The organism is Chitinophaga varians (assembly GCF_012641275.1).
In the GTDB taxonomy this organism is placed as follows: domain Bacteria; phylum Bacteroidota; class Bacteroidia; order Chitinophagales; family Chitinophagaceae; genus Chitinophaga; species Chitinophaga varians_A.
Map to the genome: position 1 here is coordinate 264,028 of NZ_JABAIA010000001.1, position 22,620 is coordinate 286,647.

A 22,620-nucleotide genomic window follows, 5' to 3' on the forward strand; every position below is an offset into this window, starting at 1 on the left:
TGGATGCCCATGGCCGGTTTGTCTTTTTTAGGAAGATCAATATTTACCTTTTATGAGAGTTGCCATTATTGGAGATTACGACCCACAGGCGGCCACCCATATCGCCACCGGCGATGCGATACTGCATGCTGCCGGTCAACTGGGCATGTCCGTCACCTTTGATTGGGTTCCCACAGAAAACATCTTACCGCAGTTTGAAACTATTTGTAATGGTTATGATGCCTACTGGATTGCCCCGGGGAGCCCGTACAAAGATTTTGCCGGTGTGTTACAGATCATCCGGTACGCCAGAGAGCACCGTGTGCCTGCTATTGGCACCTGTGGCGGATTTCAGCATATGGTGATCGAATATGCGCGGCATGTGCTGCAGCTGGAAGATGCGACGCACGCAGAGTATGATCCCTATGCTTCCAGATTGGTAGTGACGCCGTTGAGCTGCTCACTGGTGGGGCAAACACTGCAAATTCACATCAGGGACCAGCATTCAAAGGCAGGCCGGTCTTTACAAACAGACCAGATAACAGAACGGTATTATTGCAACTTCGGATTAAATCCGGATTACCAGACGTTGCTGCATGAGCATGGTTTTCAGGTGGTTGGTATTGACGCTGCCGGGGAAGCCAGGATACTGGAGCTCGAAGGGCATCCTTTTTATGTCGCTACGCTTTTTGTGCCGCAAACCAGTTCCACTGCTACGCATCCGCACCCGCTCATCAGCGGCTTCCTGCAAAGTATTAAGTCACAGGCAGAATCGTAAAGGCGCGGCAGGTCGCGCGTATGCCGTGCAGGGTATCAGCAATCCCAGGGACACACATGCATCACCCTGATCTACATGGTAAAGGATGGCGTTTTGCCGGGGCTACCTAATCGGCAAACACACGGACAGCACATCGTCTGCCATGTCTACACGGATAGCCGCAACAGCTTAACTGTCAATGATGAATGATCAAATAAAAGAAGGAAAATTATTACAACTGGCGAAAGAAGGTTTTAAAAGAAAAAGGCTCTCAGATAGAGATCTGCCGCCGGGTTCCTAACCTATGCCAACTTTAGAGACCATAAAATTAATGGCTTAAATGCTATGCACAAAATCCCGGCAGCCCCGGAAGGCAGAATGAACAAAATGAACGAATCCGTTAACATTGAATTAAGAAATCGGCACTATAAGAAGGTCAGGCTTCCGGCAATTTAAAATTTAAGTCTCCCAAAACGCAGGCCAGCAAAGCATTTCAGCAACAAAATCCATTTAGCAACCAACACAAAAAAATCCGGATATCCTGCTATGCAAAATTTGTCGGGATAGTGAAGGAACGTTACCGATCATATCTGCATATCAAAATATCCGGTATATGCTGCTCAATAAAAAATCGACAAAAAGAAAATGGAAATCAGCGCGCAAAAAACCAGCAACACAAAAATGGCGCGGAATAAAATTTCAGTTCTGTCAGGAGTGGATTCCAGGCCATTCAATTCATGAGGTCCATCTCCGTGGTTGATTATCAGGTTTTTCATACAAACAAATTAAAGGATTCACAATAAAATAGCGTAAACATTGCCACCAGAGCCTTATTCATCATTTACTCCTTGCTGAAAGTACAAAATAAAAAGCTAAAATGGACAACTTTTATCCTTCATTTTGACGCAAAAACCCGTTCATTTTGTTCAACCCTTTTAATTCCGCTTTTTCCGCTTCTCCGCTGCCTGGTGGGGCAAAGTCGCAGGAGCAGGTGCCGCAGGGGGCGTTGCGACAGTGGTGCTGTCTTCCCCCATATCCTCCGGCGTTACAAGCTCTCCCCTTTTGTAATAAGCCTTCGCCATTTTACCGGTATCTTCATCGTACAGCTTCCATACGCCGTTACGCACGGAATTACCCTGTCGTACAATCACCACCGGCGTTTCCTGCTGACTTACAGGGTCTACCACCATCACGGTATCTTTTTGCCCCTCTATTTCTGTGGCCATATAAACACCTTCTTCGGCCCGCTTGCCGTTAGGATAAAAGTATTTGCAATAACCGTCCAGCACATTGTTCTTATAGGTTTCTTCGGCAATGATATTCCCGCCAAGGGACGTTTTCTTCCAGACGCCTTCTTTCCGGCCATTTTTATAATTCCCCTCCCAGATATACCCTGGTTCGCCACGCAGCTCTTCCACTTGTTCTATCCAATAGCCCTGCTTGCGCTGCTGGGCATCTTTCTGGTTCCTCGCCTGCTTAGGTGGCTGTCCGGCCTGCCCCTGAGCATACCCTGCGGTTGCCACCATTAGCCCGATGAATGTCCCCACTATTATTTTTCGCATATGCTGTTATTTTATCACAAGTTAAATAATTCTGACATGCATTTCTCCGGGCAATAAAAAAGCCGGCGCACCATGAGATGTGCACCGGCTTTGCTGCTTTTTAGTTGCGTTACTATTTATGTAATGTAATATCTCCCAGCTTGGTATCCTTACCCCGCTCAATGGTCACATTGTTAATGGTAGTGTCTTTATACCCGTTGGACGTGTTCACATACACGTTCCAGGTACCGGTTTTCAAACCGCGCACTTTGAATTCACCGCTTCTCCAGGGCAAAGCATACAATGTGTCTTTGTTGCTGTTGTAAACGGAGATCACAGGGTAGGCATCCCAGGGCGTAACGCGGCCGGAGAGGCTGCCCATTTTCAGGATAGTGAATACGTTGATGTACGGACGCAGGATGAATTTACCGTTCCAGGTACGGATAATGGAACGCTGTATATCGAAATCCAGCCACAGCTGCAGATTGTCGGTAGACACTTCGTCCCATTCGTTATGCCTGATCCTTACAATAATTTTTGACTGGCCGGACACGGAAGTAACCGGGTAAGTCACACTGTTCTTCACAAGGGAATTGTTAGATCCAATCGTAATACGGATCTGTTTCATCACGCCTTTCTTTATCAGGCCGCCCGCCAGCAAAGTATCAGCGCCATTGCGGAGCGTCAGCAGGTCATACACGCCCGGATGAATGTTCAGGGAATCCCATACCTGACAGGAATCGCGGCCCTGACGGTCGTGGTCATGGTCTTCGTCCCACCAGCAACGGTCGCTATCGTTCCAGCTATCGTCATCGGCCTTGCCGCAGGTATCTACCAATACCTCTACCTTACGGATGTCCAGCATTACTTTGTCGAACAAGCCCGGATCATCTGAAAGAAACAAACTAACCTTCTGCTGATTTTGGGGAATCGGCTCCGTGGATGAAGACTGGTCTTTTTTACAGGAGTACAACAGGATGGCGGCCAGCACTGGAATCGACAATACCAGCAAGCCCCGTTTAAGGAGAGTACTTTTCATACTTTGTAGGTTTTTATACAATAAAAAAATTATGGCTGATGCATGATAGCTATTAGCAGATAGAAGCCGGCTGTTAATACCACCGGATCGTTGGTCTTCTTTGGTGTCTTCGGATTCGTTTACCAGGCGATGACTAGTTGCTATATGCTATACAAAAACGCTTGTATCTCTCCTCTTATTGCAGTCTCTCAAACGTCAAGATTATAGATAGAATAAAAAGGAAAAGGTTTAAAGACATGAAAAGAAAAATCCGGTACACGGACAGTGCCGGATACCGGATTCAAATAACATGTATGTCAAACAATTATGCAGTAACGGGTTTCAATATGGTTACGCCCAGTGGCGGAACACGCAGGGACAGGGTATATTCACGGCCATTATAAAATTGTTTCGCGGCCTGCAACTGACCGGTATTTATCACCCCGCTTCCATAATACCGGGGATGATCACTGTTTAATACCTCTTCCCACAAGCCTCCCAGCGGAATGCCCACCGGATACTGTTCGCGGGGCACCGGCGTCATATTCAGCACAACCAGCATCACATCGCCGGCCGCTTTGCCTTTGCGCATATAAGCAAGCACACAATTGTCATAGTCATTGACGATCATCCATTCAAAACCATCGCCTTCAAACTGCAGTTCATACAAAGCGGTGGATTCCCGGTACAACCGGTTGATGTCTTTTACAAAGTCCTGTATGCCCTTATGGGTGGCATGTTTCAACAGATGCCAGTCCAGCTCACGTTTGTAGTTCCACTCGGAAGTTTGTCCGAACTCCCCGCCCATAAACAATAACTTGGTGCCGGGATGCGTATACATATAACCATACAGTAAACGCAGGTTGGCGCATTTCTGCCAGTCGTCACCCGGCATTTTATACAGCAACGGCGATTTGCCATGTACCACTTCATCATGGCTCAGCGGCAGCATATAGTTCTCACTAAAGGCATACACCAGGCTAAATGTGAGATCGTTCTGGTACCATTTCCGGTGAATGGGGTCTTTTTTGAAATAATCCAGCGTATCATTCATCCAACCCATCATCCACTTCATACCAAAACCCAGTCCGCCTACGAAAGTGGGCCTTGACACACCATAATGATTGGTGGAATCTTCTGCAATGGTTTGTACATCGGGGAACAGGGCATAGATGGTCTCATTCAGCTTTTTCAGAAAACTGATCGCTTCCAGGTTTTCATTGCCACCCAGCTCGTTCGGCTCCCAGGCGCCCCGTTGCCGGGAATAGTCGAGATGGATCATAGAGGCCACTGCATCTACCCGCAGGCCGTCAATATGAAATTTGTCCAGCCAGTAAACAGCATTGCTGAGCAGAAACGACCGCACTTCGTTGCGGGAATAATTAAAGATATAGCTGTTCCAGTCAGGATGGTACCCTTTGCGCATATCTGCATATTCATACACATGGGAACCGTCAAACCGGTACAAGCCATGCGCATCATGCGGAAAATGGGAAGGCACCCAGTCGAGGATCACCCCGATGCCTGCCTGGTGAAAAGCTTCCACCATCTCCATAAAATCCTGTGGTGTACCATAGCGGGAAGTAGCGGCATAGTAACCGGTCAACTGATACCCCCATGAACCGTCAAACGGATGTTCCATCACCGGCATCAGCTCCACATGGGTGAAGCCCATCTCCTTTACATAAGGCACCAGCATAGCGGCAATTTCGCCGTAGGAGTAAAAACTCTCTTCGTTGTTGGGGTCGGGCTTTCGCCAGGACCCTAAATGCACTTCATATACCGCAAAAGGGCTGTTCAGATGGTTGTGTTTCTTTCTGCCCTGCATCCATTTTTTGTCATGCCAGGTATGGTCCAGCGGATGCACAACGGAAGCTGTTTTAGGCCGTACCTCCCACCGGGTGGCATAAGGATCGCCTTTAAAAAGCTCTTCACCGCTGTTGGAGCGGATAAAGTATTTGTACAGATTACCGGCTTCCACGCCGGGAATAAAACCTTCCCAGATGCCGGAACTGTCCCAGCGGGGCAAAAGGGTGTGACTGTAATGGTCCCAGTTGTTAAAATCACCCATGACGGCCACAAAGGCGGCGTCCGGAGCCCATACGGCAAAATAGGTGCCTGCTACGCCTTCGTACTCGAGCGTATGCGCACCGAATTTTTCGTATAGCCGGTAATGTGACCCTGCCTGAAACAGGGCGATATCTCCGGATGAAAAAAGTGAAAATGGTTCTACTGACTGCAAAGGGCGATTGATAACTCCGGTCATAGTAACGTGTAAATTGGGTGTCTGGATAAACAAGATAGTCTAAATTTGGCTATTTGTCGTTTAGATCTTTGGTTATTTGAGATGTAAGAATTTGCGAAAATAGGGTATTTGAGAGATTTTCCGACCGGCCCACTGCGACACAAAAAAATTTGGGTATCTCAATATCCAGGTGCGCGAGGCAGCCTGAATATCAAAATACCCAAATATCAGAATATTAAAACGACTTAGTATTTACGTTTAAAGGGAGGTTTGCCACCGCCGGAAAACTCACGTTTTTCGCCGGAACGCGGACCACCGGAGGTCCATGTTTTTTTACGCGGACCGCCTTCGCCACGGTTGTTACCGTTGAAACGGCCACCGCCGCCACCACGTTTATCACCGTCCTGGGACATTTCAATCCGCACGGCACGACCGTTGTATTCCACTTTTTTGAAGCTCTGGGTCACTTTTTCCAGCTCATCATTTTCCACTTCAAAGAAAGAGTAAACACCTTTCAGATCAATACGGCCGATTTTGTTGCCACGAACGCCGGTGTTGTCACACAGGTAACGGAGCATGTCGCCGCGGTTGAAATCGTCTACGGAACCGAGGTTGATGAACAGACGGGTGTATTTACCGGAACCACGGCGGTCACGGCCTTCATCACCGACGCGTCTGTCTTCTTTCGTGTTCAGGTCCGGAGCATCCTGGTAGTATTCGAGGAACTGGTTGAATTCCAGGGAAGCAAAGCGTTTGATCAGCTCTTCCTTGGTCATCGTAGAAAATTCTTCGTATATACGTTCCAGGTATGGTTCGATCTGTTCTTCGTTGACAGTTACGTTGTGTACTTTATGTACGAGGCCAAACAGTTGTTTTTCGCAAACAGCAAAGCCATCGGGCACTTCAGCTTTTACAAACTTTTTGCCGATCACTCTTTCGATCTGGCGGATTTTTCCGGTATCACGGCCGCTGATAATGGCAATGGATACACCGGATTTACCGGCACGGCCGGTACGGCCGCTACGGTGCGTGTAGTTTTCCACGTCATCCGGCAGGTCGTAGTTGATCACGTGCGTTACGTTGTCAACGTCGATACCACGGGCAGCCACATCGGTAGCTACCAGTACCTGCAAGGCTTTTTCGCGGAAGCGTTTCATCACCTTGTCGCGCTGCTGCTGGGTCAGGTCGCCATGCAGGGCGTCGGCATTGTAACCGTCCTTGATCAGGGATTCAGCGATCTCCTGGGATTCAATTTTGGTACGGGTGAAGATGATACCGAAGATATCAGGATTATAATCCACAATACGTTTCAGGGCAGCATATTTATCACGTGGACGCACCACATAGTATTCGTGTTCGATGTTGGCGTTACCGCTGTTTTTAGTACCTACGGTCAGCTCAAACGGATCTTCCATGTACTTTTTCGCGATACGGCGCACTTCCTGTGGCATCGTAGCGGAAAACAGCCAGGTCGTTTTGGATTCCGGGGTGTTGGACAGGATGCTGTTGATGTCTTCCTGGAATCCCATGTTCAGCATTTCGTCGGCTTCGTCCAGTACGGCATAACGTACGTTGTCGAAGTTAACGGCGCCACGGTCGATGATATCGAGCAGACGGCCGGGAGTGGCAACCACAATGTGTACGCCTCTTTTCAGTTCGCGCAGCTGTTGCACGATGCTGGAACCGCCATATACCGCCACAATGTTTACTTCACCGAGATATTTGCTGAAGTTTTTGAGGTCGTTGGTGATCTGCAGGCACAGTTCACGTGTGGGGCACAGGATCAGTCCCTGTGGTTTGTTGATTTTCAGGTCCAGTTGCTGCAACAATGGTAAGCCAAAGGCAGCGGTCTTACCGGTGCCCGTCTGGGCTAATCCCACAAAGTCGCGGTCTCCGGTTAAAAGAACGGGAATAGCCTGTTCCTGGATCGGTGTTGGGGAAACGAAACCCAGGTCCGTAATTCCCTTCAAAATAGGCTCTTGTAAGCCCAGTGATTCAAATGTTGTCATTGATTTGCATTAATCGGGCTCCGTCGGGAGCCATGTAAGGGCCCTTCGCCTGCGGGCGGCGGGCTGTTGAAATATTTTCTATACCAGTTCACCTTCGAGGTCGTAGTCAAACGCCTTGGTGATACGTACGTTCACAAATTCGCCGGGTTTCAGGCGTTTGGTGGTACTGATGATCACCTCATTGTCTACTTCCACGGAGTCGAACTCGGTGCGGGCCAGGTATCTGCCGGCCTCTTTTTTGTCTACGATGACTTTCAGTACTTTACCTACCCTTTCCTGGTTTTTCTCCAGGGAGATTTCCTGTTGTACTTCCATGATCTCCTGCGCTCTTCTCTCTTTCTCTTCGGCAGGGATGTTGTCTTCCAGCTCGTAAGCGCTGGTCCCTTCCTCATGGCTGTAGGTGAATACGCCTACTCTGTCGAAACGCATTCTTTCCAGGAAGCCTTTCAGTTCTTCCACATCGTCTTCTGTTTCACCGGGGAAACCGGCGATCAGGGTGGTACGGAGACAGATACCGGGTACTTTGGCGCGGATCTGGTGGACCAGTTCCTCGATTTCTTCGCGGGTAATCTGGCGTTTCATCGCTTTGAGCATGGCATTGGAAGCATGCTGCAGCGGCATATCGAGATAGTTGCAGATGTTAGGGAACTCGTTCATTACGTCGAGCACTTCCATCGGGAACTTGGTAGGATAAGCGTAGTGCAGGCGTATCCATTCCAGGCCTTCCACCTGCGCCAGTGCGCGCATCAGGTCGGCGAGGCGGCGCTGCTTGTACAGGTCCAGGCCATAATAGGTAAGTTCCTGCGCGATCAGCATGATTTCCTTTACACCAGAACGGACCAGCTTTTCCGCCTCTTTCACCAGTTCCTCGATAGGGCGGGACACGTGGCCGCCGCGCATCAGGGGAATGGCACAAAAGGAACAGGTACGGTTACAACCTTCCGCAATCTTCAGATAAGCATAGTGGGAAGGTGTACTCAGTAAACGTTCGCCGATCAGTTCGGATTTGTAGTCAGCATCAAATTTTTTCAGGAGCATGGGCAGTTCCATGGTACCAAACCAGGCATCTACACCGCCAATCTCGGATTCCAGGTCACCGCGATAGCGCTCGCTCAGACAGCCGGTCACATATACTTTGTCCAGCTTTCCGCGTTGCTTCAGTTCTACCTGTTCCAGGATGGTATTGATGGATTCTTCTTTTGCTTTGTCGATAAACCCACAGGTGTTCACGACCACGATGTTGTGGTCCCGTTTGGTGCTTTCATGTACTACATCGATCTCATTGGCCAGCAGTTGCCCGCTCAGCACTTCTGAGTCAACCATGTTCTTCGAACAACCAAGCGTAATAATGTTAACCTTGTCTTTCTTTAAAGTTTTCGTCTTCAAGGGCGAATGTTTTAGAGCATGCGGCCGGTTTTTGCGGCCAGCTACCGCCACGAAGACACACAGACACTAATTGTATAAAACAGCAGACTTACTGTACGTGACTTTGAGCCTTAGTGGGGGTTGAGTAAGGAAGGTGCAAAGGTAGGGAAAATATTTGGTTATTTGGATATTTGGGTATCTGATTATTGGATTTACGGATTGGGGAAGTTACGGATTTTGGAATTTAATGCCATGGGAGACCATTCTTCCATTATCAATATTTAAATAGACAAACAGGTGTTCTCCCCCGCCACGGCGGGATTCCGGCATCAAAAACTCCAAAATCCGTAATAAAATGGTAAAATACCTAAATATTTAAATAGCTAGCTGGGCCATGGTCCTATCAGCACGCTGGCGGGCCAGTTCACGTTTCTTGTGATACCACCACTGCGGCGCCAGTTTGATCATCAGGTTATTGATGCCCCGGAGACCGACTATATGATATAGCCCGTTTAGCTTGCCTGCCAGGTCGTCCAGTGCCCGGAGGCTCATCGCAAAACCTCCGTCCATGTACTCCATGTGATGCCAGTAGCCACCAGGCATAAAGAGGGTATCCCCGTGGTTAAGGATCGTTGTCAGTCCTTTCGCGTGGGCCAACGCAGGAAAATGTTCCTCGTCCAGCTTTTCGTGCCAGTTGACAAACGAAGCAGCACTTTCCACCGTAAAAGGCATGCGGTAAATGTAGGGGGACTGGTTGTTTTCCAGCAGCAATACCCGCTTACGGCCAATGAACTGAGTGTGGAAGATATGCGACATGTCGATATCATAGTGCATATGTGCCACTGATCCGGCGCCGCCGACGAACAACATCGGGTATTTTTTCAGGAAACCTTTAGCGTACTGGTCAGGCCAAACAACATCCTGTACCAGCTGGGGGGCGTGTTGGAAAATATTGAACAGGAATATCCGCAGTTGTACCGGGCCTTTTTTAACCATATCAATATATTCTCCGAAGGTAATATAGTCATCCGCTCCGTTCACCAGTGTATTGGCTCCGGCACGTTCATTATTGTAAACGCCCACCTGCTTGTCCCCGACGATACTCTTAAAGTAGTCCCAGGTCCATTTGCTGTAGGCAGGTGATTGTTTACTCAGCCCTGCTGCTGAGATGACAACGGGTTTACGGGGTAAGTAATAATTTTTGCGAAACTCCTCAGGTGTAATGTCGTCAACTCGGTCTATGTTGTTTATGATCATAACTACGAATTGTTAAGTAGGATTACAAAAAAATACTATAATTCAAATGTAACAAATGCAGACTTATAAACGGACAAAATGTAAAGAGCGAAAACGTGGCCAAAAATTAAATATCCGGGCTTACCATTTAAGCCCGGATACCTCATTTACCTAAAGTAAAATTTCAAGTGGGCTTGATTCAAATTTCAAAACAGCACACACAATACTATAACAATCAATCATTTATACTAAAGAGCGTTTCTACAAACGCTTCTTTATCAAAGACTTGCAAATCTTCCATTTTTTCCCCGATACCGATATATTTTACCGGGATTTTAAACTGGTTGGCGATGGCCAGTACCACCCCGCCCTTGGCGGTGCCATCCAGTTTGGTGATTGCCAGTGCGGTCACTTCTGTAGCGGCGGTGAACTGACGGGCCTGTTCCACGGCATTTTGCCCGGTAGAACCGTCCAGCACCAGTAACACCTCATGGGGGGCGTCGGGGATGACTTTTTTCATCACGCGCTTAATCTTTCCCAGCTCTTCCATCAGATGGGCTTTATTGTGCAAACGACCGGCGGTGTCCACAATGATCACGTCCACATCACGGGCGGCGCCGCTTTGTACCGTATCAAAAGCCACCGCTCCCGGGTCGGAGCCCATTTGTTGTTTCACGATGGGCACATCTGCGCGTTCGCTCCAGATGGTCAGCTGGTCTACCGCGGCAGCGCGGAAAGTATCAGCGGCGCCCAACAGTACAGATTTACCTGCTTTCTTGAAATTATAGGCCAGTTTACCGATGGTGGTGGTCTTCCCTACGCCGTTCACTCCTACGACCATGATGACATAAGGCTTTTTACCGGCGGGCACATCAAACTCACGGAAGCCGCTATCGGGCGCATCCACGAGGATAGCTGCAATTTCCTCCTTCAGTAATCTGTTTAATTCACTGGTTCCCAGATATTTATCCTTAGCTACCCTTTGTTCGATCCTGTCAATGATTTTAACCGTTGTATCAACGCCCACATCGGCAGAAACCAGGGCTTCTTCCAGGTTGTCCAGTACTTCGGTGTCTACGGTCGACTTACCGGCGATAGCACGTCCTATCTTACTGAGAAAGCTTTCTTTGGTTTTTTGTAACCCCTGATCAAGGCTTTCCTTCTTTTCCCTGGAAAATAGTTTGTTGAAAAAGCTCATAGTTTAGTTTAATTGGGCTGGAATCTCTGATTCCCTTATCTGCATTATCCGGGTGCTGGCAGGCAGCATTCGAACTGTTCCAAACAGGCTGCTAAAATACAGCTTTTGTGTTAACAATCGCACCCAAAGGGGATAAAGAGACAATCTTATGGTAAAATGAGGGATACGGCTGGTACCAACACAAAAAGCTGTCCTTTAACGGGACAGCTTTTCAGTATTATTAGTAAAGCCGAATTACTTTTGATTGATGTGCTCCTGAACTTTGTCCTTGTGCACAATTGCTTCTTTGAAAGTATATGCACCGGTTTTAGGAGAACGTACCGCTCTGATTACCTTAGTCCACACTTTAGATTCAGCTGCTGCCTTAGCATCTTTTACTTTCGAGTTCTTTGAAGCTGCTTTTGCCATTGTATTGATTGTTTTTATGGTCTAATGGCGCTATGGCTATCCAGAACAGCCATTCACCATTTAACAATTACTTATTTAATTTCTTTGTGTACAGTCACTTTCCTCAGAATAGGATTGTACTTTTTCAACTCCAGACGTTCAGGAGTGTTCTTTTTGTTCTTGTTGGAGATATAACGGGAAGTTCCGGGCTGACCAGAGTTTTTATGCTCTGTACATTCCAGAATTACCTGTACTCTGTTACCTTTTTTTGCCATTGTGTATACAAATTAAGTGAGTCCTTAGAATTAGATTTCCGTACCAGCTGCACGCAATTCTTTGACTACTGCATACAAACCTCTTTTGTTGATGGTTCTTAAACCGTCAGCAGATACCTTTAAAGATATCCATTTGTCTTCTTCCGCGAGGAAAAAGCGCTTTTTCTGCAGGTTGGGCAGAAACCTTCTCTTTGTCTTAATGTTGGAGAAGGAAACATGGTGACCTGTAATCGGCTTCTTTCCTGTCACCTGACATACTCTTGCCATGATTTAAAAAATTTAGGAATGCAAAAGTCAAACTTTTTTATCGATTTTGCAAATATTATTAGATGAATTTATTCACAACCCGTCTAAATCCGTTTAATCCCAGGTGTCCAGTCTAAAAACAAACACAGCGCAAACTATTGATAATCAATTGTCGCAGGACGAATTTACATCTGTCCGGATGAGGTCAATATTTTTTATATAAATTTTATAACAATACGACCAGACTACGCAGTACTGCGCCAAGGCGAACGGCCTCCAATACGCGGAGCTGCTCTGTACCCTGTTTCAGTACGGCTTCTTCATGCGAAGTTACACACATTTCGCATCCGTTCAAAGCAGATACCACCAAACTCAACAGTTCGAAAAACTCTTTGCCGATAACCGGGTTGGCCATAATGCTCATCCGGATACCCGCAGGCGTAGCAGTATAAAACTCTTTGTTAACGAAGTGGCGGAAACGGTAAAACACGTTATTGGCGCTCATCAGGGATGTACAGCTGATCACTTCGGCGATTTCCTTTTCGGAAGCTCCTTCAGCAGCGGCCAGTTTCTCAAAGGAAGCCTGCAGCACAGGCTGTTTATCATTGACTGCCACGGCCACCCCGATGAGGTAAGCCTCTTTTTTGGTCAGTGTGCCCGCATTCAGGGCATTGGTAACGTTTATCTTTAAATCTTTCAGGTAACGCGCATCGGCATTCACCAGCGCCTGCAGGCTTGCGGAAGGGGTCGTCCCTGCCAGGCCCACGGCCTCCAGCAGCTGTACTGCCGTATCCTGATTGGTAGTTGCAAACATAATTTGTTCTGTTTATTTAAAACAAAGCAGCAAAGGGTACTTTGCTGCTTTGCGGATTATTATTCAGATAAAATTAAACAGCCAGGGTAGCTTCGCCTTTGTTCCAGTTGCAAGGGCACAGCTCATCTGTCTGCAATGCGTCCAGCACACGCAGTACTTCTTTCACGTTACGGCCTACAGACAGGTCGTACAGAGACACCCAACGTACAATACCCTGAGGATCTACAATGTAAGTAGCACGGTAAGCCACTTTTTCGTTGGCTTCCAGGATGCCCAGTTCAGTAGCCAGGGATTTGGAAGTATCAGCCAGCATCGGGAATTTCAGGTCACGCAGATCTTCGTGGTCCCTTCTCCAGGCAGCGTGTACAAACTCGCTGTCGGTAGAAGCACCGATCAGTACCGCGTCACGGTCAACGAAATCCTGTGCATGTTTGTTGAATTCGGCGATTTCAGTAGGACAAACGAAAGTAAAATCCTTAGGCCACCAGAACATCACCATCCATTTACCGGAAGCTTTCAGCTCTTCGGAAGACAGATCATAAAACTCTTTACCCTTTTCGATGGAAACAACGGCCGTTTTTTTGAATTCGGGAAACTCAGACCCTACGGATAAGATAACATTTTTCATATTCTATATCGATTTTTGATTTACAAACAGGCATTTTATCAATTACCGGCGCAAAGATCACTTTACATTCATTATTAGTCAAATAGATTTTTAAAATGTGACATTGAGTTTGTCTATATATGTTCCTTTTAACAGGCACAGGAAGGATATCCGCAGCCATTTTCCCTATACTCAAAAAAATTCTTCCTGACTTAACATTTTAATGCTATTTCTGTAACTTTTTGGCACGTTATTTAGTTATATAAGCAGAGATTTTTAAATTCAACAACAGCATGGAAATGAAAAAGAAATACGTATTACTGGTGATTATTACGATTGGACTAGCTTTGATTCCGTTTATTAAAAACAGCATCATCAAACAGGATGAATTTGACGCTACCAAAGATCTGTTCATCTAGTGTTTAGCCGGTCCCATTGTGCCGATCAAAACTGCCCCGGACCGGGGTCAGGACTCCATTTGCTGTTTGGTTCGTAATGCTGCCATATTGCACCCCCTACCTTCCTTAACAGTTCCCAGGCTTCGTTATCCCGGTCCCAACGCTGATCCGCGTTGTTTTTTGTGATGATGCAATACACATAGTCGCCGTGCGGCGCATTGACCAGGACCACCTCAGACCTGGACGCGTCTACCGCCCCGTTTTTGGAAGCGGTACGTACATTCGGCGGTACCATACGCAACCCTTCTGTATCCCAGAAATTACGGGTAAGATTACGGTACATCCGCTCACTCGCCGCATGGCTGACAACTTCCCCCTTATAGATCTGCTCCATCAGCGTAGCCATCTCCCGCGGAGTGGTCTGCCCCCACCCATATATTTTCCAGTCCCCTGCCCTTCCCGGCGTCCGGGAATTGACCCTCGTATGCGCGAAACCATGGGTCTCCAGCCACGCATTGATCTGCGCCCCTCCCCCGGCCAGCGCCTGCAGCCACAAACTGGCAGTATTGTCACTCATCGTCAGCATCAACATCACCACCTTGTCCAGTGTTATCTGCTGACTGTCACGAAAAGCGCCCAGGATGTCATCTCCCGGGTACAACAGCGAGTCGCGGTATGTCAGCTGCTGACGGTACTGCAACGCCCCTTCCTGCAGCTTGTTGAATATGCCCACCTGTATCGCCATCTTCACCATACTGGCCGTGGGAAATACCGTATCAGCGTTGATAGCTACCGTACTGCCGGTTTTGAGGTGATGGACATACACACCCGCCTGGCCATGATGCGCCGCCAGCAATGGCGCCAGTTTGTCATACAGCCGCTTGTCTGTCTGCTGCGCCAGGGCAGTCTGCACTGCCACCGCGAAAAAGAGGAAAAAGAGGGTCTTTTGCATATTTTGGTTGATTTACCCCGAAGGGAATGAAACATTCAGTGTGTCCTGTCGTCCAATATAATACAAAACCCCGGGCGCCACAAAGGCCCCGGGGTGATATCTTTCCGGCCTGTGCCGGTCATAATTACGTATTGGCGTGACCGTTATCAGGTCACTTCATTGATCAGGTCTGCGAAATTGCGGATACCGATCATTTTGGCAGACGTATAGCCTTCGGCGTAGTCCACTCCCACCATTTTGCCCAGCATTTTGGCGCGGTAAACAACGCTGTCGAAGAAGCCGGAACCGGAAATGTAAGTCTGCGGTTCGTTGTCTTTCGGCGCCAGGAACTGCGAGCTGAACGCCTTGATGGCTTCCAGTTTTCTTTCCATGACCGGTGTAATGTCCACCACAAAATCAGGCTCATGATAGCGGTCCTGCAGGAAATGAAACACCTGCTTAGGGCGCCATGCCTGTTGTGCCACGCCATCCACGGACGTCTCTATTTTCCGCAGGCCAGCCAGGAAGCAGCTGTCGGCAATCAGTTTGCCGGCGCGGCCATGGTCCGGATGACGGTCATCCATCGCATTGGCCAGCACAATGTCCGGCTGGTATTTACGGATGGCGGTGATGATCGCCATTTGTTCCATAGTGTCGTTTCTGAAGAAGCCATCAGCCAGGCCAAGGTTTTCCCTTACTTCCAGGCCCATGATCTTAGCAGCGTCCTGTGCTTCTTTTTCCCGTAAGGCAGGCGTGCCACGGGTACCCAGTTCTCCACGGGTAAGGTCCACAACGCCTGTTTTCATGCCTTGCTGCGCGTGTATCATCAATGTACCTGCACATCCCAGCTCCACATCGTCCGGGTGTACAGCGATTGCGAGTATATCCAGTTTCATGCTGTAAATAAATTGAGGTGCAAAGATGGGAAATAATTGCTTACGGCATCACTTTTCGGTGCTGACGATCAGTACACCGGCCTGGCGGTTTTTAAGGTGATAGCGCTCTTCGAGGACCTTAGGGGACACTATTTCCAGCGAAACAAAGGTCTTGTTGTCCACCGTCATCAGGCGGGTTTCGTCTGTGGGCGTGATGACATGGTCATTAACGATATACTGAAAGCTGCTGTCGCTGCCATAACGGCGCAACAGGCTGTCGTATGCAGGCGAAGCGGTACTGAGCAGGCGCCGTACCCTTCTGCGTGCAAAGGGCTTGGTTTCCACATATACCACACCGTTGGCAGCCTGGCTGCCATATTTCAGAATAGCTTTTTGTCCGTGTGCAATGGTGATCAGACCAATCTGGTCAGGGGGAAGGTTTTCCATCAGGGCGGGCGTGGCCGGTACACTGTCTATTACATACACCGGCACATCATTTTCTTCATTTTGCGCCACTGCGCCGAGCGTGGTCAACAACAGGCCGCATAACAATATCCTGGCTTTCTTCATACAGCTAAGATAGCCATATTAATTATAAGCACGGTACCGCTGGTACATTTCCAGCTCCTGGACAATGACTTCAATATCCTTGTCCTCCTGCTTATCATAATCGCTTTTCAGGTTGCCGCCAAAGAAAAAAGCCACTGTTTGCCATACGCGGGCATTAAAACCGCCTTTGAGCTCTTTGATGATCTCATAGCAGTTCTGGCCGGTTTCCCGGTCAATCAGCTTCATAAGCACTTTACCCTGGTATACAGAGAGATTTTGCAGCTTGTCCCCGAACTGTTCCTTCATTTCCTTTTCCTTGGAAGCGAGGAACGCTTTACGCTCCTTTTTGGAAGACATGGTAGCAAGGCGGCTGTTCACGTCTTTGAGGAGACGGGCTGCCGTGCGGGCGTAAGGATAGGTAACATATACCGCGTTGCGCAGGCGGTTATAACGTTCCTTTTCTTTCCGCAGGGCTTTGGGCATTTTGTCCACCACATCGAAAATTGCCAGGGTGATCACCGGGATGGTGTCATGCCCTACAACGACCGCATGCAGGGCCACGGTATCCACGCCATGAGGCGCCTGCGACTGTGCGCTGGCTTCCTGCCGGCAACAAAAGCTGCCTGCGATCAGGATGGCGGAGAAAAGGATTTTACGGCGACGATGCATACTATTTTTAACGATGCTAATGGGTAAATGTTACCACAAGTTAAAAAACATTTCAGATTAAATAACAACTAAAAAGGGCTTGAAAAAGCGGTCAATGCACCGGCTTCATTTTCAATACCGAATCGGCAAACCGGTTGATCGCATTGGCCACAGCAGGCAGATCATGGCCGGTCAGCCTGCTGCCCATCACATGCGCGCCCGCGCCCGGAATGGGCACTGCATCCTTCAGGCTGTCGGGCGTACCCAGCTCCTGCTCCATTTTAAGGATAGCGGATACACGAACGGTGGGGTCCTGATGCATTTCATCTTTATAATAGTACAGGTTCAATACCGGCTGATGTATCTTTTTAAAAGTAGCGGGCGTCATGGAGGTCTCCAGCAGGTTTTGCAGTTGTACCACCGCCTCCAGGCGGTATTTGTTGTTCCAGTACTGTGCCTTGAGCGCATTGGTATCGCCGGACTCCTTGTATTTGCCGCCTTTTACCAGCCTGGCCAGCTGCAACCCCCAGGGATCATTGGCCAGAAAGGCCAGGTCATCGTTGATGGCTATATTGGGTGACATATTAATAACGGCATAAACGTCCTGCGGATAGGTGGCAGCCAGTTTCAGCGCCAGGGTACCGCCGGTGGAAGTGCCCATCAGGATCACCTTACGGCCCAACGCCTTCCCTATCTGCAAGGCTTCTTTGGCATCCCGCCACAGGCCGTCGGCCGTCATGGTCAGCAGCGCATCGGAGGTATCGATACCGTGGCCGTCCAGCCGGCTGAGGAACATGTTACAGCCGTAACGTCTGGCAAAATCGCGGTGGATAGGGTCCCCTTCTTCCTGACTGGCGGAAAAGCCATGCAGGTACACCACCGCATAAGGCGTGGGCTGAAAAGCTGAATCTGCCCATACAATGCGGGCTTCGTTGTCCGGCTTCAGCCGGTGAGCGGCTTCCCGGTCGTGGATATATTGTTCCAGCGCGCGGCCATCCTGCGGCACCGGCGGCAGGGTGAGCGAATACACCGGAGTAGCGGGATGCGGCCCCACAAAGAACAATACGGCCAACAGGATGCCGATAAGGAGCAAGGATATGCGCAACGATCGCTTCATAGCGGGATGAATTGATTTAAATGACCAGGGGACCTGAATTACCTGAAAATCTACGTAAAATTTTCAAGCAATCCGGCCCCCCTGTATTAACTAATCAAAAAATCCTTAAATATTTACCGGTGTTTTCTTCGTTGGTGCTTTGCTGTTTCTTTCTGATTTCCTGGTACGTTGCACAATGCTCATACCCGTACCTACGATCGTGATGATAACACCCAGCCACAACACGTTGATATAAGGGAATACCAGCGCTTTCATGACTACATAGTCACTGAAACCGGCTGTCTCTTTCACTTTCAGCTCGACTTTATTTTCAGCGGGCATGATCTTCGTAAAACGTACGCTCAGGTTCAGCGGGGCCAGTGTGTCTTCCACGCTGTACTGGTAACTGCTGTCGCGGATAAAGTAAATCGGCTGCAGGTTAAAGTGGTCATCTGTTTGTGTATGTACTTCCAGTTTGGCGCCTACTGCCAGATCATTTTTCTCAGCGACGTAGTTTTTGTTTTTAGGCGCCGGCTCCAGTGCTTTCAGCACCATGAAACCTTTAGAGAAGAAAATGGAGTCGCCTACTTTTATCTCATGTGCCACATAAGCCGTGGTGTCTGCAGCAGCAGCTTCCGCTTTGTTAGGCGCAGCTGACACATAGGTGAAGATATCCCTGGTGAGATAGTGTTTGGACGCCGGGTTGGACGACAGTGCATTTTCCTTGCGGTTGACAAATGCATCGGGATAAAGGGTAAATCTTTCCTTCACTTCGCCGGTGGTTTTGTCTTTGCGCTCGTAGTGCATCACGTAGTAGGTTTTGGGATCTCCTTTTGCGGTGGAATCGCCTACATAGGTCACGTGATAATCACCCATCTGCACCTGTACATCTTTCGGCAGCATAATATTCTCACGCGGGTTTTGTTTGCTTTCCTTGCGGAAGAAGCCATCGTTGAGCATCTTCATTCTGTCGATGGAGATCACTTCCATTTTGGAAGAAGAGATCAATGCGCCCAGCAACACCATACCGAAACCGATGTGCGCTACAGAGGCGCCTGCATTTTTCAGTTTGCCTTTAAGGCCGCTGAAGATATAGGTGAAGTTAGCAGTGATGGCATAGATGCTGGCAAACAGCATGATATAAATAGCAGTGAGGAAACCTGCACCGTAGTTATCGTAAGTGATGGGCCCTTTCCAGGCGATCAGGGCAGTGAACACCACCGCCAGCACGGTAGGCACCCAGATTTTGCGGGTAAAGAAACCTTTAGGGGTGTCTTTGTATTTCAGGAACTGCACCACAGCGGTGAGCACGCCCAGTACAATGGCGATCCAGATCTGGATTTTGTTGTAGTGGAACATTACGTCTGATGGCGGCGCAATATCGTCCATTTTAAACAGTCCTTTCAGGCCGGTGAAAGACAACAGCTTGTTCCATACAGGAATGGACGTGGTGAAAGTGATCTGGATAGCGGCAATCAGCAGGATCAGGGAACCAACGAACAACCAGAATTCACGGGAGTAGGTACTTTCCTCTTTATTGTTGCCCGGGATTTCTTTTCTGCGTGCAATCAACAGGAAGATGGAAGGTATGGTGAACACCAGCATGCTGAACAGCAGCTGTGCCGTCATGCCCATATCGGTAAAAGAGTGCACGGAAGTATCGCCCAGTACGCCGCTCTTAGTAAGGAAAGAGGAGTACAGGATCAACACATAGGATATAAAGAAAAAGAAGACTGTCGATTTGAGCGCATGGCCGGTGTGTTTATAGGCCAGGAGCGTATGCAGACCGGCCACCATGGTCAGCCACGGAACAAGGGAGGCGTTTTCCACCGGGTCCCATGCCCAGTAGCCGCCGAAGTTGAGCGACTCATACGCCCAGGCGGCGCCCATCATGATACCGGTGCCCAGCAGCGCCACGGCAAACAATGTCCATGGCAGCACCGGTTTTACCCAGCCGGTATAATCGCGGGTCCAGAGACCGGCGAAGGCGAAAGCAAACGGAATGATCATGGAAGCGAAGCCCAGGAACAGTACCGGTGGGTGGATCACCATCCAGTAGTTCTGCAGGGTGACGTTAAGCCCGTTACCATCATGAATATGCTGCATGTAGTTGGCCTCCTGGAAGATGGGCGCAGCCTGGTTTTCAGGCGCCTGTCTGAGCAGCATGAACGGGTTGCTGCCCACTTTATAGCCCAGGATGAAGATACCGAGCAACATGCTCGCCATTATCAGCTGTGCGAGGGAGAAGACTGTCATCACCGGCGCTTCCAGGTTTTTGGAAGTACGGATCAGGATAATACCGAGAATGCTGTTCCAGATGCTCCAGAGCAGGAAGCTGCCTTCCTGATCGGACCAGAGGCTGGAGAACAGGTATTGTGTTGGCAGGTCGCGGGAAGTATTGCGCCAGGCGTATTTATATTCAAAATAGTGATGGGACAGGATATAGAAAAGGCAGCTAAAGACGGCGATCACGGCGGCTGACTGTATCACAAATGCCCAGCGGGCCAGCTTTTTCCATGAATCACGTACCAGCGGCTCTTTGACTTTAACAGCGTTATAATATGAGATCGTGGCTACCAATGATGCTACAAATGCCAGAATGGCGAAGAAATGGCCCAATTGGCCCGGCAATAAGTGTTCCCCTTCAAATTTCATGAGAAATGATATATAGATTGAAGAATTTAAATATTTTATTATTCAGCTATTTCATTATTGAAAATCAATAAATAACTAAATGACAAAATATCTAAATCCGAAATTTTTTAAAGTTGTTTGTTGCCTACGACAACCTGGTCGTCCTTATATTTAGACGGGCATTTCATGAGAATTTTACTGCAATGGAACTCATTTCCATCCATTTTTCCGGTGAGGACCACGGACTCCGCTTTTTCAAAATCGGTAGGTTTGGCGCCGTAGAAAACGACTTTGCGGGTTTCGCCTGTTTTATCGTGAACGTAGAAGCTAAATAAGTTAGCGTCCTTTATAGGATCATAATGCATCGCCTGCAGGGTGTCCAGTTTACCGATCACATGGAACTCTTTCCCCTCTTTCTCGCGTGCTGTGGCAAATGTTTCATAGGTACTAAAATCGCCTACCATGGTTACAATCACACCAATTGCAACCGCAATGACCACCAGCAGAATAATATTTGTTTTTTTCATATGAAAATTATCTTCCCTATTGTTGTGACACAGGTTGTAAAATCCGCTACCAGCAACGATTCTCCATTTATCTTACCCTACCTGCATTTATCTCTTTCCAATTCACGGGGCAAAATTAACGCAAAATGACCGTCTTCCGACAAAATTTATATAAAAGGCAATTCTTTTTATGGGAAGGAAGGCTGTAAGTAAACATAATCCTATCTTTGCGCGGAATTTTGAAAAGTAAGATTATATCATGGCTGATTTATCTCAATTTGACCCTAACTCGGTGGGGCTGTTGTCCAACAACGTTTTTGGTTTACCTTTTTCTGAAGAAGAGGCCAGGCTGGTATTGTTGCCTGTACCCTGGGAAGTGACCGTATCCTATAGTAATGGTACAGCCCGCGGCCCGGAACGTATTTTCAGGGCTTCCTTTCAGGTGGACCTGTACGATGCCGATGTAAAGGATGGCTGGAAACAGGGCTTTTTCATGCGTGAACCAGATAAACATCTGCTGCTGCGCAGCGATTACCTGCGCAAGGAAGCGGAACTGTACCTGAAATTCCTGACCGAAGGCGGAGATATCTCTGAAAATGAATTCCTGAAGAAAACGCTGGTGGACGTCAACAACGGCACCCGTGCCATGAACGAGTGGGTATACAACCAGACCAAACAGCTACTGGGAAAAGGCAAGCTGGTAGGTTTGCTCGGTGGCGACCACAGTACCCCGCTGGGCTTCTTTAAAGCCATCGGCGAACATAAAGGCGATTTTGGCATCCTTCAGATAGATGCCCACTGCGACCTGCGTGACAGCTATGAGGGCTTCCAGTACTCCCACGCTTCCATTATGTACAACGCACTGGCGGAAGTGCCGCAACTGACCAAACTGGTACAGGTGGGCATCCGTGACTACTGCGAAGAAGAAGTGGATTATATCAACGACAGCAACGGCCGCGTGGTGACATTCTTCGATAAACAAATCAAAGAACGCCAGTTTGAAGGTGAAACCTGGAAATCCATCTGCGACAGCATTGTGGAAACGCTGCCGCAACAAGTGTACATCAGCTTCGACATCGATGGCCTCGACCCTAAACTGTGCCCGCACACCGGTACCCCGGTAGCCGGCGGTTTTGAGGCAGAGCAGATATATTATCTTTTCAAACGCCTGCTGGCCAGCGGCCGTCAGCTGATTGGCTTTGACCTCAACGAGGTGAGTGCCTCTCATGACGACTGGGACGCCAACGTAGGTGCGCGCGTACTGTTCAAACTCTGTAACCTGCTGGTCAGCGCTAATTCATAAACA

Annotated in this window: 22 protein-coding genes; 2 read left to right on the forward strand and 20 right to left on the reverse strand. The window is 48.5% G+C overall.

All coding sequences use genetic code 11. The features are described 5' to 3' along the window. Nucleotides 1-52: 52 nt before the first annotated feature. Nucleotides 53-757, forward strand: coding sequence for a glutamine amidotransferase-related protein (locus tag HGH92_RS01005; RefSeq protein ID WP_168868912.1), 705 nt, complete (start codon nt 53-55; stop codon nt 755-757). Between the two features lie 599 nt (nt 758-1,356). Here the strand turns inward: HGH92_RS01005 and HGH92_RS01010 are convergent. From HGH92_RS01010 to HGH92_RS01105, 20 genes are all read right to left on the reverse strand, one after another. Beyond that, nucleotides 1,357-1,512 carry a hypothetical protein gene (locus HGH92_RS01010; RefSeq protein ID WP_168868913.1) on the reverse strand — a complete coding sequence of 52 codons (156 nt, stop codon included), beginning with the start codon at nt 1,510-1,512 and terminating at the stop codon, nt 1,357-1,359. A 159-nt stretch (nt 1,513-1,671) separates the two neighbouring features. Then, nucleotides 1,672-2,298, reverse strand: a complete 627-nt coding sequence (locus HGH92_RS01015) for a toxin-antitoxin system YwqK family antitoxin (RefSeq protein ID WP_168868914.1) — start codon at nt 2,296-2,298, stop codon at nt 1,672-1,674. 112 nt (nt 2,299-2,410) lie between these two features. Further along, nucleotides 2,411-3,316, reverse strand: a complete 906-nt coding sequence (locus HGH92_RS01020; protein WP_168868915.1) for a DUF4382 domain-containing protein — start codon at nt 3,314-3,316, stop codon at nt 2,411-2,413. Nucleotides 3,317-3,620: 304 nt separating this feature from the next. Next, on the reverse strand, nt 3,621-5,561 hold the full coding sequence (gene glgB / locus HGH92_RS01025; RefSeq protein ID WP_168868916.1) for a 1,4-alpha-glucan branching protein GlgB: 1,941 nt from the start codon (nt 5,559-5,561) through the stop codon (nt 3,621-3,623). Between the two features lie 224 nt (nt 5,562-5,785). Further along, entirely contained in the window at nt 5,786-7,549 is a 1,764-nt protein-coding gene (locus tag HGH92_RS01030) for a DEAD/DEAH box helicase (protein ID WP_168868917.1), read from the reverse strand. 78 nt (nt 7,550-7,627) lie between these two features. Next, nucleotides 7,628-8,935, reverse strand: a complete 1,308-nt coding sequence (gene rimO / locus HGH92_RS01035; RefSeq protein WP_168868918.1) for a 30S ribosomal protein S12 methylthiotransferase RimO — start codon at nt 8,933-8,935, stop codon at nt 7,628-7,630. A 354-nt stretch (nt 8,936-9,289) separates the two neighbouring features. Continuing rightward, complete coding sequence (locus HGH92_RS01040; protein WP_168868919.1) at nt 9,290-10,171, reverse strand: cupin-like domain-containing protein; 882 nt, start codon at nt 10,169-10,171, stop codon at nt 9,290-9,292. A 214-nt stretch (nt 10,172-10,385) separates the two neighbouring features. Then, a complete protein-coding gene (gene ftsY / locus HGH92_RS01045; RefSeq protein WP_168868920.1) occupies nt 10,386-11,348 on the reverse strand; it encodes a signal recognition particle-docking protein FtsY in 963 nt (320 codons plus the stop codon). Between the two features lie 234 nt (nt 11,349-11,582). Further along, on the reverse strand, nt 11,583-11,756 hold the full coding sequence (locus HGH92_RS01050) for a DUF4295 family protein (protein ID WP_078670879.1): 174 nt from the start codon (nt 11,754-11,756) through the stop codon (nt 11,583-11,585). Nucleotides 11,757-11,827: 71 nt separating this feature from the next. Beyond that, nucleotides 11,828-12,010, reverse strand: a complete 183-nt coding sequence (gene rpmG / locus HGH92_RS01055) for a 50S ribosomal protein L33 (RefSeq protein ID WP_074238941.1) — start codon at nt 12,008-12,010, stop codon at nt 11,828-11,830. A 30-nt stretch (nt 12,011-12,040) separates the two neighbouring features. Further along, nucleotides 12,041-12,277, reverse strand: a complete 237-nt coding sequence (gene rpmB, locus HGH92_RS01060) for a 50S ribosomal protein L28 (protein WP_078670880.1) — start codon at nt 12,275-12,277, stop codon at nt 12,041-12,043. A gap of 205 nt (nt 12,278-12,482) precedes the next feature. Continuing rightward, nucleotides 12,483-13,070 (reverse strand): carboxymuconolactone decarboxylase family protein, encoded by a 588-nt coding sequence (locus tag HGH92_RS01065; RefSeq protein ID WP_168868921.1) that lies wholly within the window; start codon nt 13,068-13,070, stop codon nt 12,483-12,485. A 73-nt stretch (nt 13,071-13,143) separates the two neighbouring features. After that, on the reverse strand, nt 13,144-13,686 hold the full coding sequence (locus HGH92_RS01070; protein WP_410493904.1) for a peroxiredoxin: 543 nt from the start codon (nt 13,684-13,686) through the stop codon (nt 13,144-13,146). Nucleotides 13,687-14,121: 435 nt separating this feature from the next. Beyond that, nucleotides 14,122-15,027, reverse strand: coding sequence for a serine hydrolase (locus HGH92_RS01075; RefSeq protein WP_168868923.1), 906 nt, complete (start codon nt 15,025-15,027; stop codon nt 14,122-14,124). A gap of 146 nt (nt 15,028-15,173) precedes the next feature. Continuing rightward, nucleotides 15,174-15,902 (reverse strand): bacillithiol biosynthesis deacetylase BshB1, encoded by a 729-nt coding sequence (gene bshB1 / locus HGH92_RS01080; RefSeq protein ID WP_168868924.1) that lies wholly within the window; start codon nt 15,900-15,902, stop codon nt 15,174-15,176. Nucleotides 15,903-15,950: 48 nt separating this feature from the next. Further along, nucleotides 15,951-16,451, reverse strand: a complete 501-nt coding sequence (locus tag HGH92_RS01085; RefSeq protein WP_168868925.1) for a hypothetical protein — start codon at nt 16,449-16,451, stop codon at nt 15,951-15,953. A gap of 18 nt (nt 16,452-16,469) precedes the next feature. Beyond that, on the reverse strand, nt 16,470-17,099 hold the full coding sequence (locus HGH92_RS01090) for a DUF4294 domain-containing protein (protein WP_168868926.1): 630 nt from the start codon (nt 17,097-17,099) through the stop codon (nt 16,470-16,472). A 91-nt stretch (nt 17,100-17,190) separates the two neighbouring features. Continuing rightward, nucleotides 17,191-18,195, reverse strand: a complete 1,005-nt coding sequence (locus HGH92_RS01095; RefSeq protein ID WP_168868927.1) for an alpha/beta hydrolase — start codon at nt 18,193-18,195, stop codon at nt 17,191-17,193. 105 nt (nt 18,196-18,300) lie between these two features. Continuing rightward, a complete protein-coding gene (ccsA, locus tag HGH92_RS01100; RefSeq protein WP_168868928.1) occupies nt 18,301-20,829 on the reverse strand; it encodes a cytochrome c biogenesis protein CcsA in 2,529 nt (842 codons plus the stop codon). Nucleotides 20,830-20,936: 107 nt separating this feature from the next. Continuing rightward, nucleotides 20,937-21,335, reverse strand: coding sequence for a cytochrome c maturation protein CcmE (locus HGH92_RS01105; RefSeq protein WP_168868929.1), 399 nt, complete (start codon nt 21,333-21,335; stop codon nt 20,937-20,939). A 238-nt stretch (nt 21,336-21,573) separates the two neighbouring features. Here HGH92_RS01105 and HGH92_RS01110 point away from each other — a divergent pair, with 238 nt between their 5' ends. Further along, complete coding sequence (locus tag HGH92_RS01110) at nt 21,574-22,617, forward strand: agmatinase family protein (protein ID WP_168868930.1); 1,044 nt, start codon at nt 21,574-21,576, stop codon at nt 22,615-22,617. Nucleotides 22,618-22,620 lie beyond the last annotated feature (3 nt).

Excerpts from the sequence above, each read along its gene's own strand:
- HGH92_RS01065 (WP_168868921.1), bottom strand. The coding sequence starts at position 13,070 with ATGTTTGCAACTACCAATCAGGATACGGCAGTACAGCTGCTGGAGGCC.
- HGH92_RS01010 (WP_168868913.1), bottom strand. The coding sequence starts at position 1,512 with ATGAAAAACCTGATAATCAACCACGGAGATGGACCTCATGAATTGAAT.
- HGH92_RS01090 (WP_168868926.1), bottom strand. The coding sequence starts at position 17,099 with ATGCATCGTCGCCGTAAAATCCTTTTCTCCGCCATCCTGATCGCAGGC.
- HGH92_RS01015 (WP_168868914.1), bottom strand. The coding sequence starts at position 2,298 with ATGCGAAAAATAATAGTGGGGACATTCATCGGGCTAATGGTGGCAACC.
- HGH92_RS01085 (WP_168868925.1), bottom strand. The coding sequence starts at position 16,451 with ATGAAGAAAGCCAGGATATTGTTATGCGGCCTGTTGTTGACCACGCTC.
- HGH92_RS01075 (WP_168868923.1), bottom strand. The coding sequence starts at position 15,027 with ATGCAAAAGACCCTCTTTTTCCTCTTTTTCGCGGTGGCAGTGCAGACT.
- HGH92_RS01040 (WP_168868919.1), bottom strand. The coding sequence starts at position 10,171 with ATGATCATAAACAACATAGACCGAGTTGACGACATTACACCTGAGGAG.
- rpmG (WP_074238941.1), bottom strand. The coding sequence starts at position 12,010 with ATGGCAAAAAAAGGTAACAGAGTACAGGTAATTCTGGAATGTACAGAG.
- HGH92_RS01095 (WP_168868927.1), bottom strand. The coding sequence starts at position 18,195 with ATGAAGCGATCGTTGCGCATATCCTTGCTCCTTATCGGCATCCTGTTG.
- ccsA (WP_168868928.1), bottom strand. The coding sequence starts at position 20,829 with ATGAAATTTGAAGGGGAACACTTATTGCCGGGCCAATTGGGCCATTTC.
- glgB (WP_168868916.1), bottom strand. The coding sequence starts at position 5,561 with ATGACCGGAGTTATCAATCGCCCTTTGCAGTCAGTAGAACCATTTTCA.
- HGH92_RS01020 (WP_168868915.1), bottom strand. The coding sequence starts at position 3,316 with ATGAAAAGTACTCTCCTTAAACGGGGCTTGCTGGTATTGTCGATTCCA.
- HGH92_RS01005 (WP_168868912.1), top strand. The coding sequence starts at position 53 with ATGAGAGTTGCCATTATTGGAGATTACGACCCACAGGCGGCCACCCAT.
- HGH92_RS01110 (WP_168868930.1), top strand. The coding sequence starts at position 21,574 with ATGGCTGATTTATCTCAATTTGACCCTAACTCGGTGGGGCTGTTGTCC.
- HGH92_RS01030 (WP_168868917.1), bottom strand. The coding sequence starts at position 7,549 with ATGACAACATTTGAATCACTGGGCTTACAAGAGCCTATTTTGAAGGGA.
- HGH92_RS01050 (WP_078670879.1), bottom strand. The coding sequence starts at position 11,756 with ATGGCAAAAGCAGCTTCAAAGAACTCGAAAGTAAAAGATGCTAAGGCA.
- ftsY (WP_168868920.1), bottom strand. The coding sequence starts at position 11,348 with ATGAGCTTTTTCAACAAACTATTTTCCAGGGAAAAGAAGGAAAGCCTT.
- rpmB (WP_078670880.1), bottom strand. The coding sequence starts at position 12,277 with ATGGCAAGAGTATGTCAGGTGACAGGAAAGAAGCCGATTACAGGTCAC.
- bshB1 (WP_168868924.1), bottom strand. The coding sequence starts at position 15,902 with ATGAAACTGGATATACTCGCAATCGCTGTACACCCGGACGATGTGGAG.
- HGH92_RS01105 (WP_168868929.1), bottom strand. The coding sequence starts at position 21,335 with ATGAAAAAAACAAATATTATTCTGCTGGTGGTCATTGCGGTTGCAATT.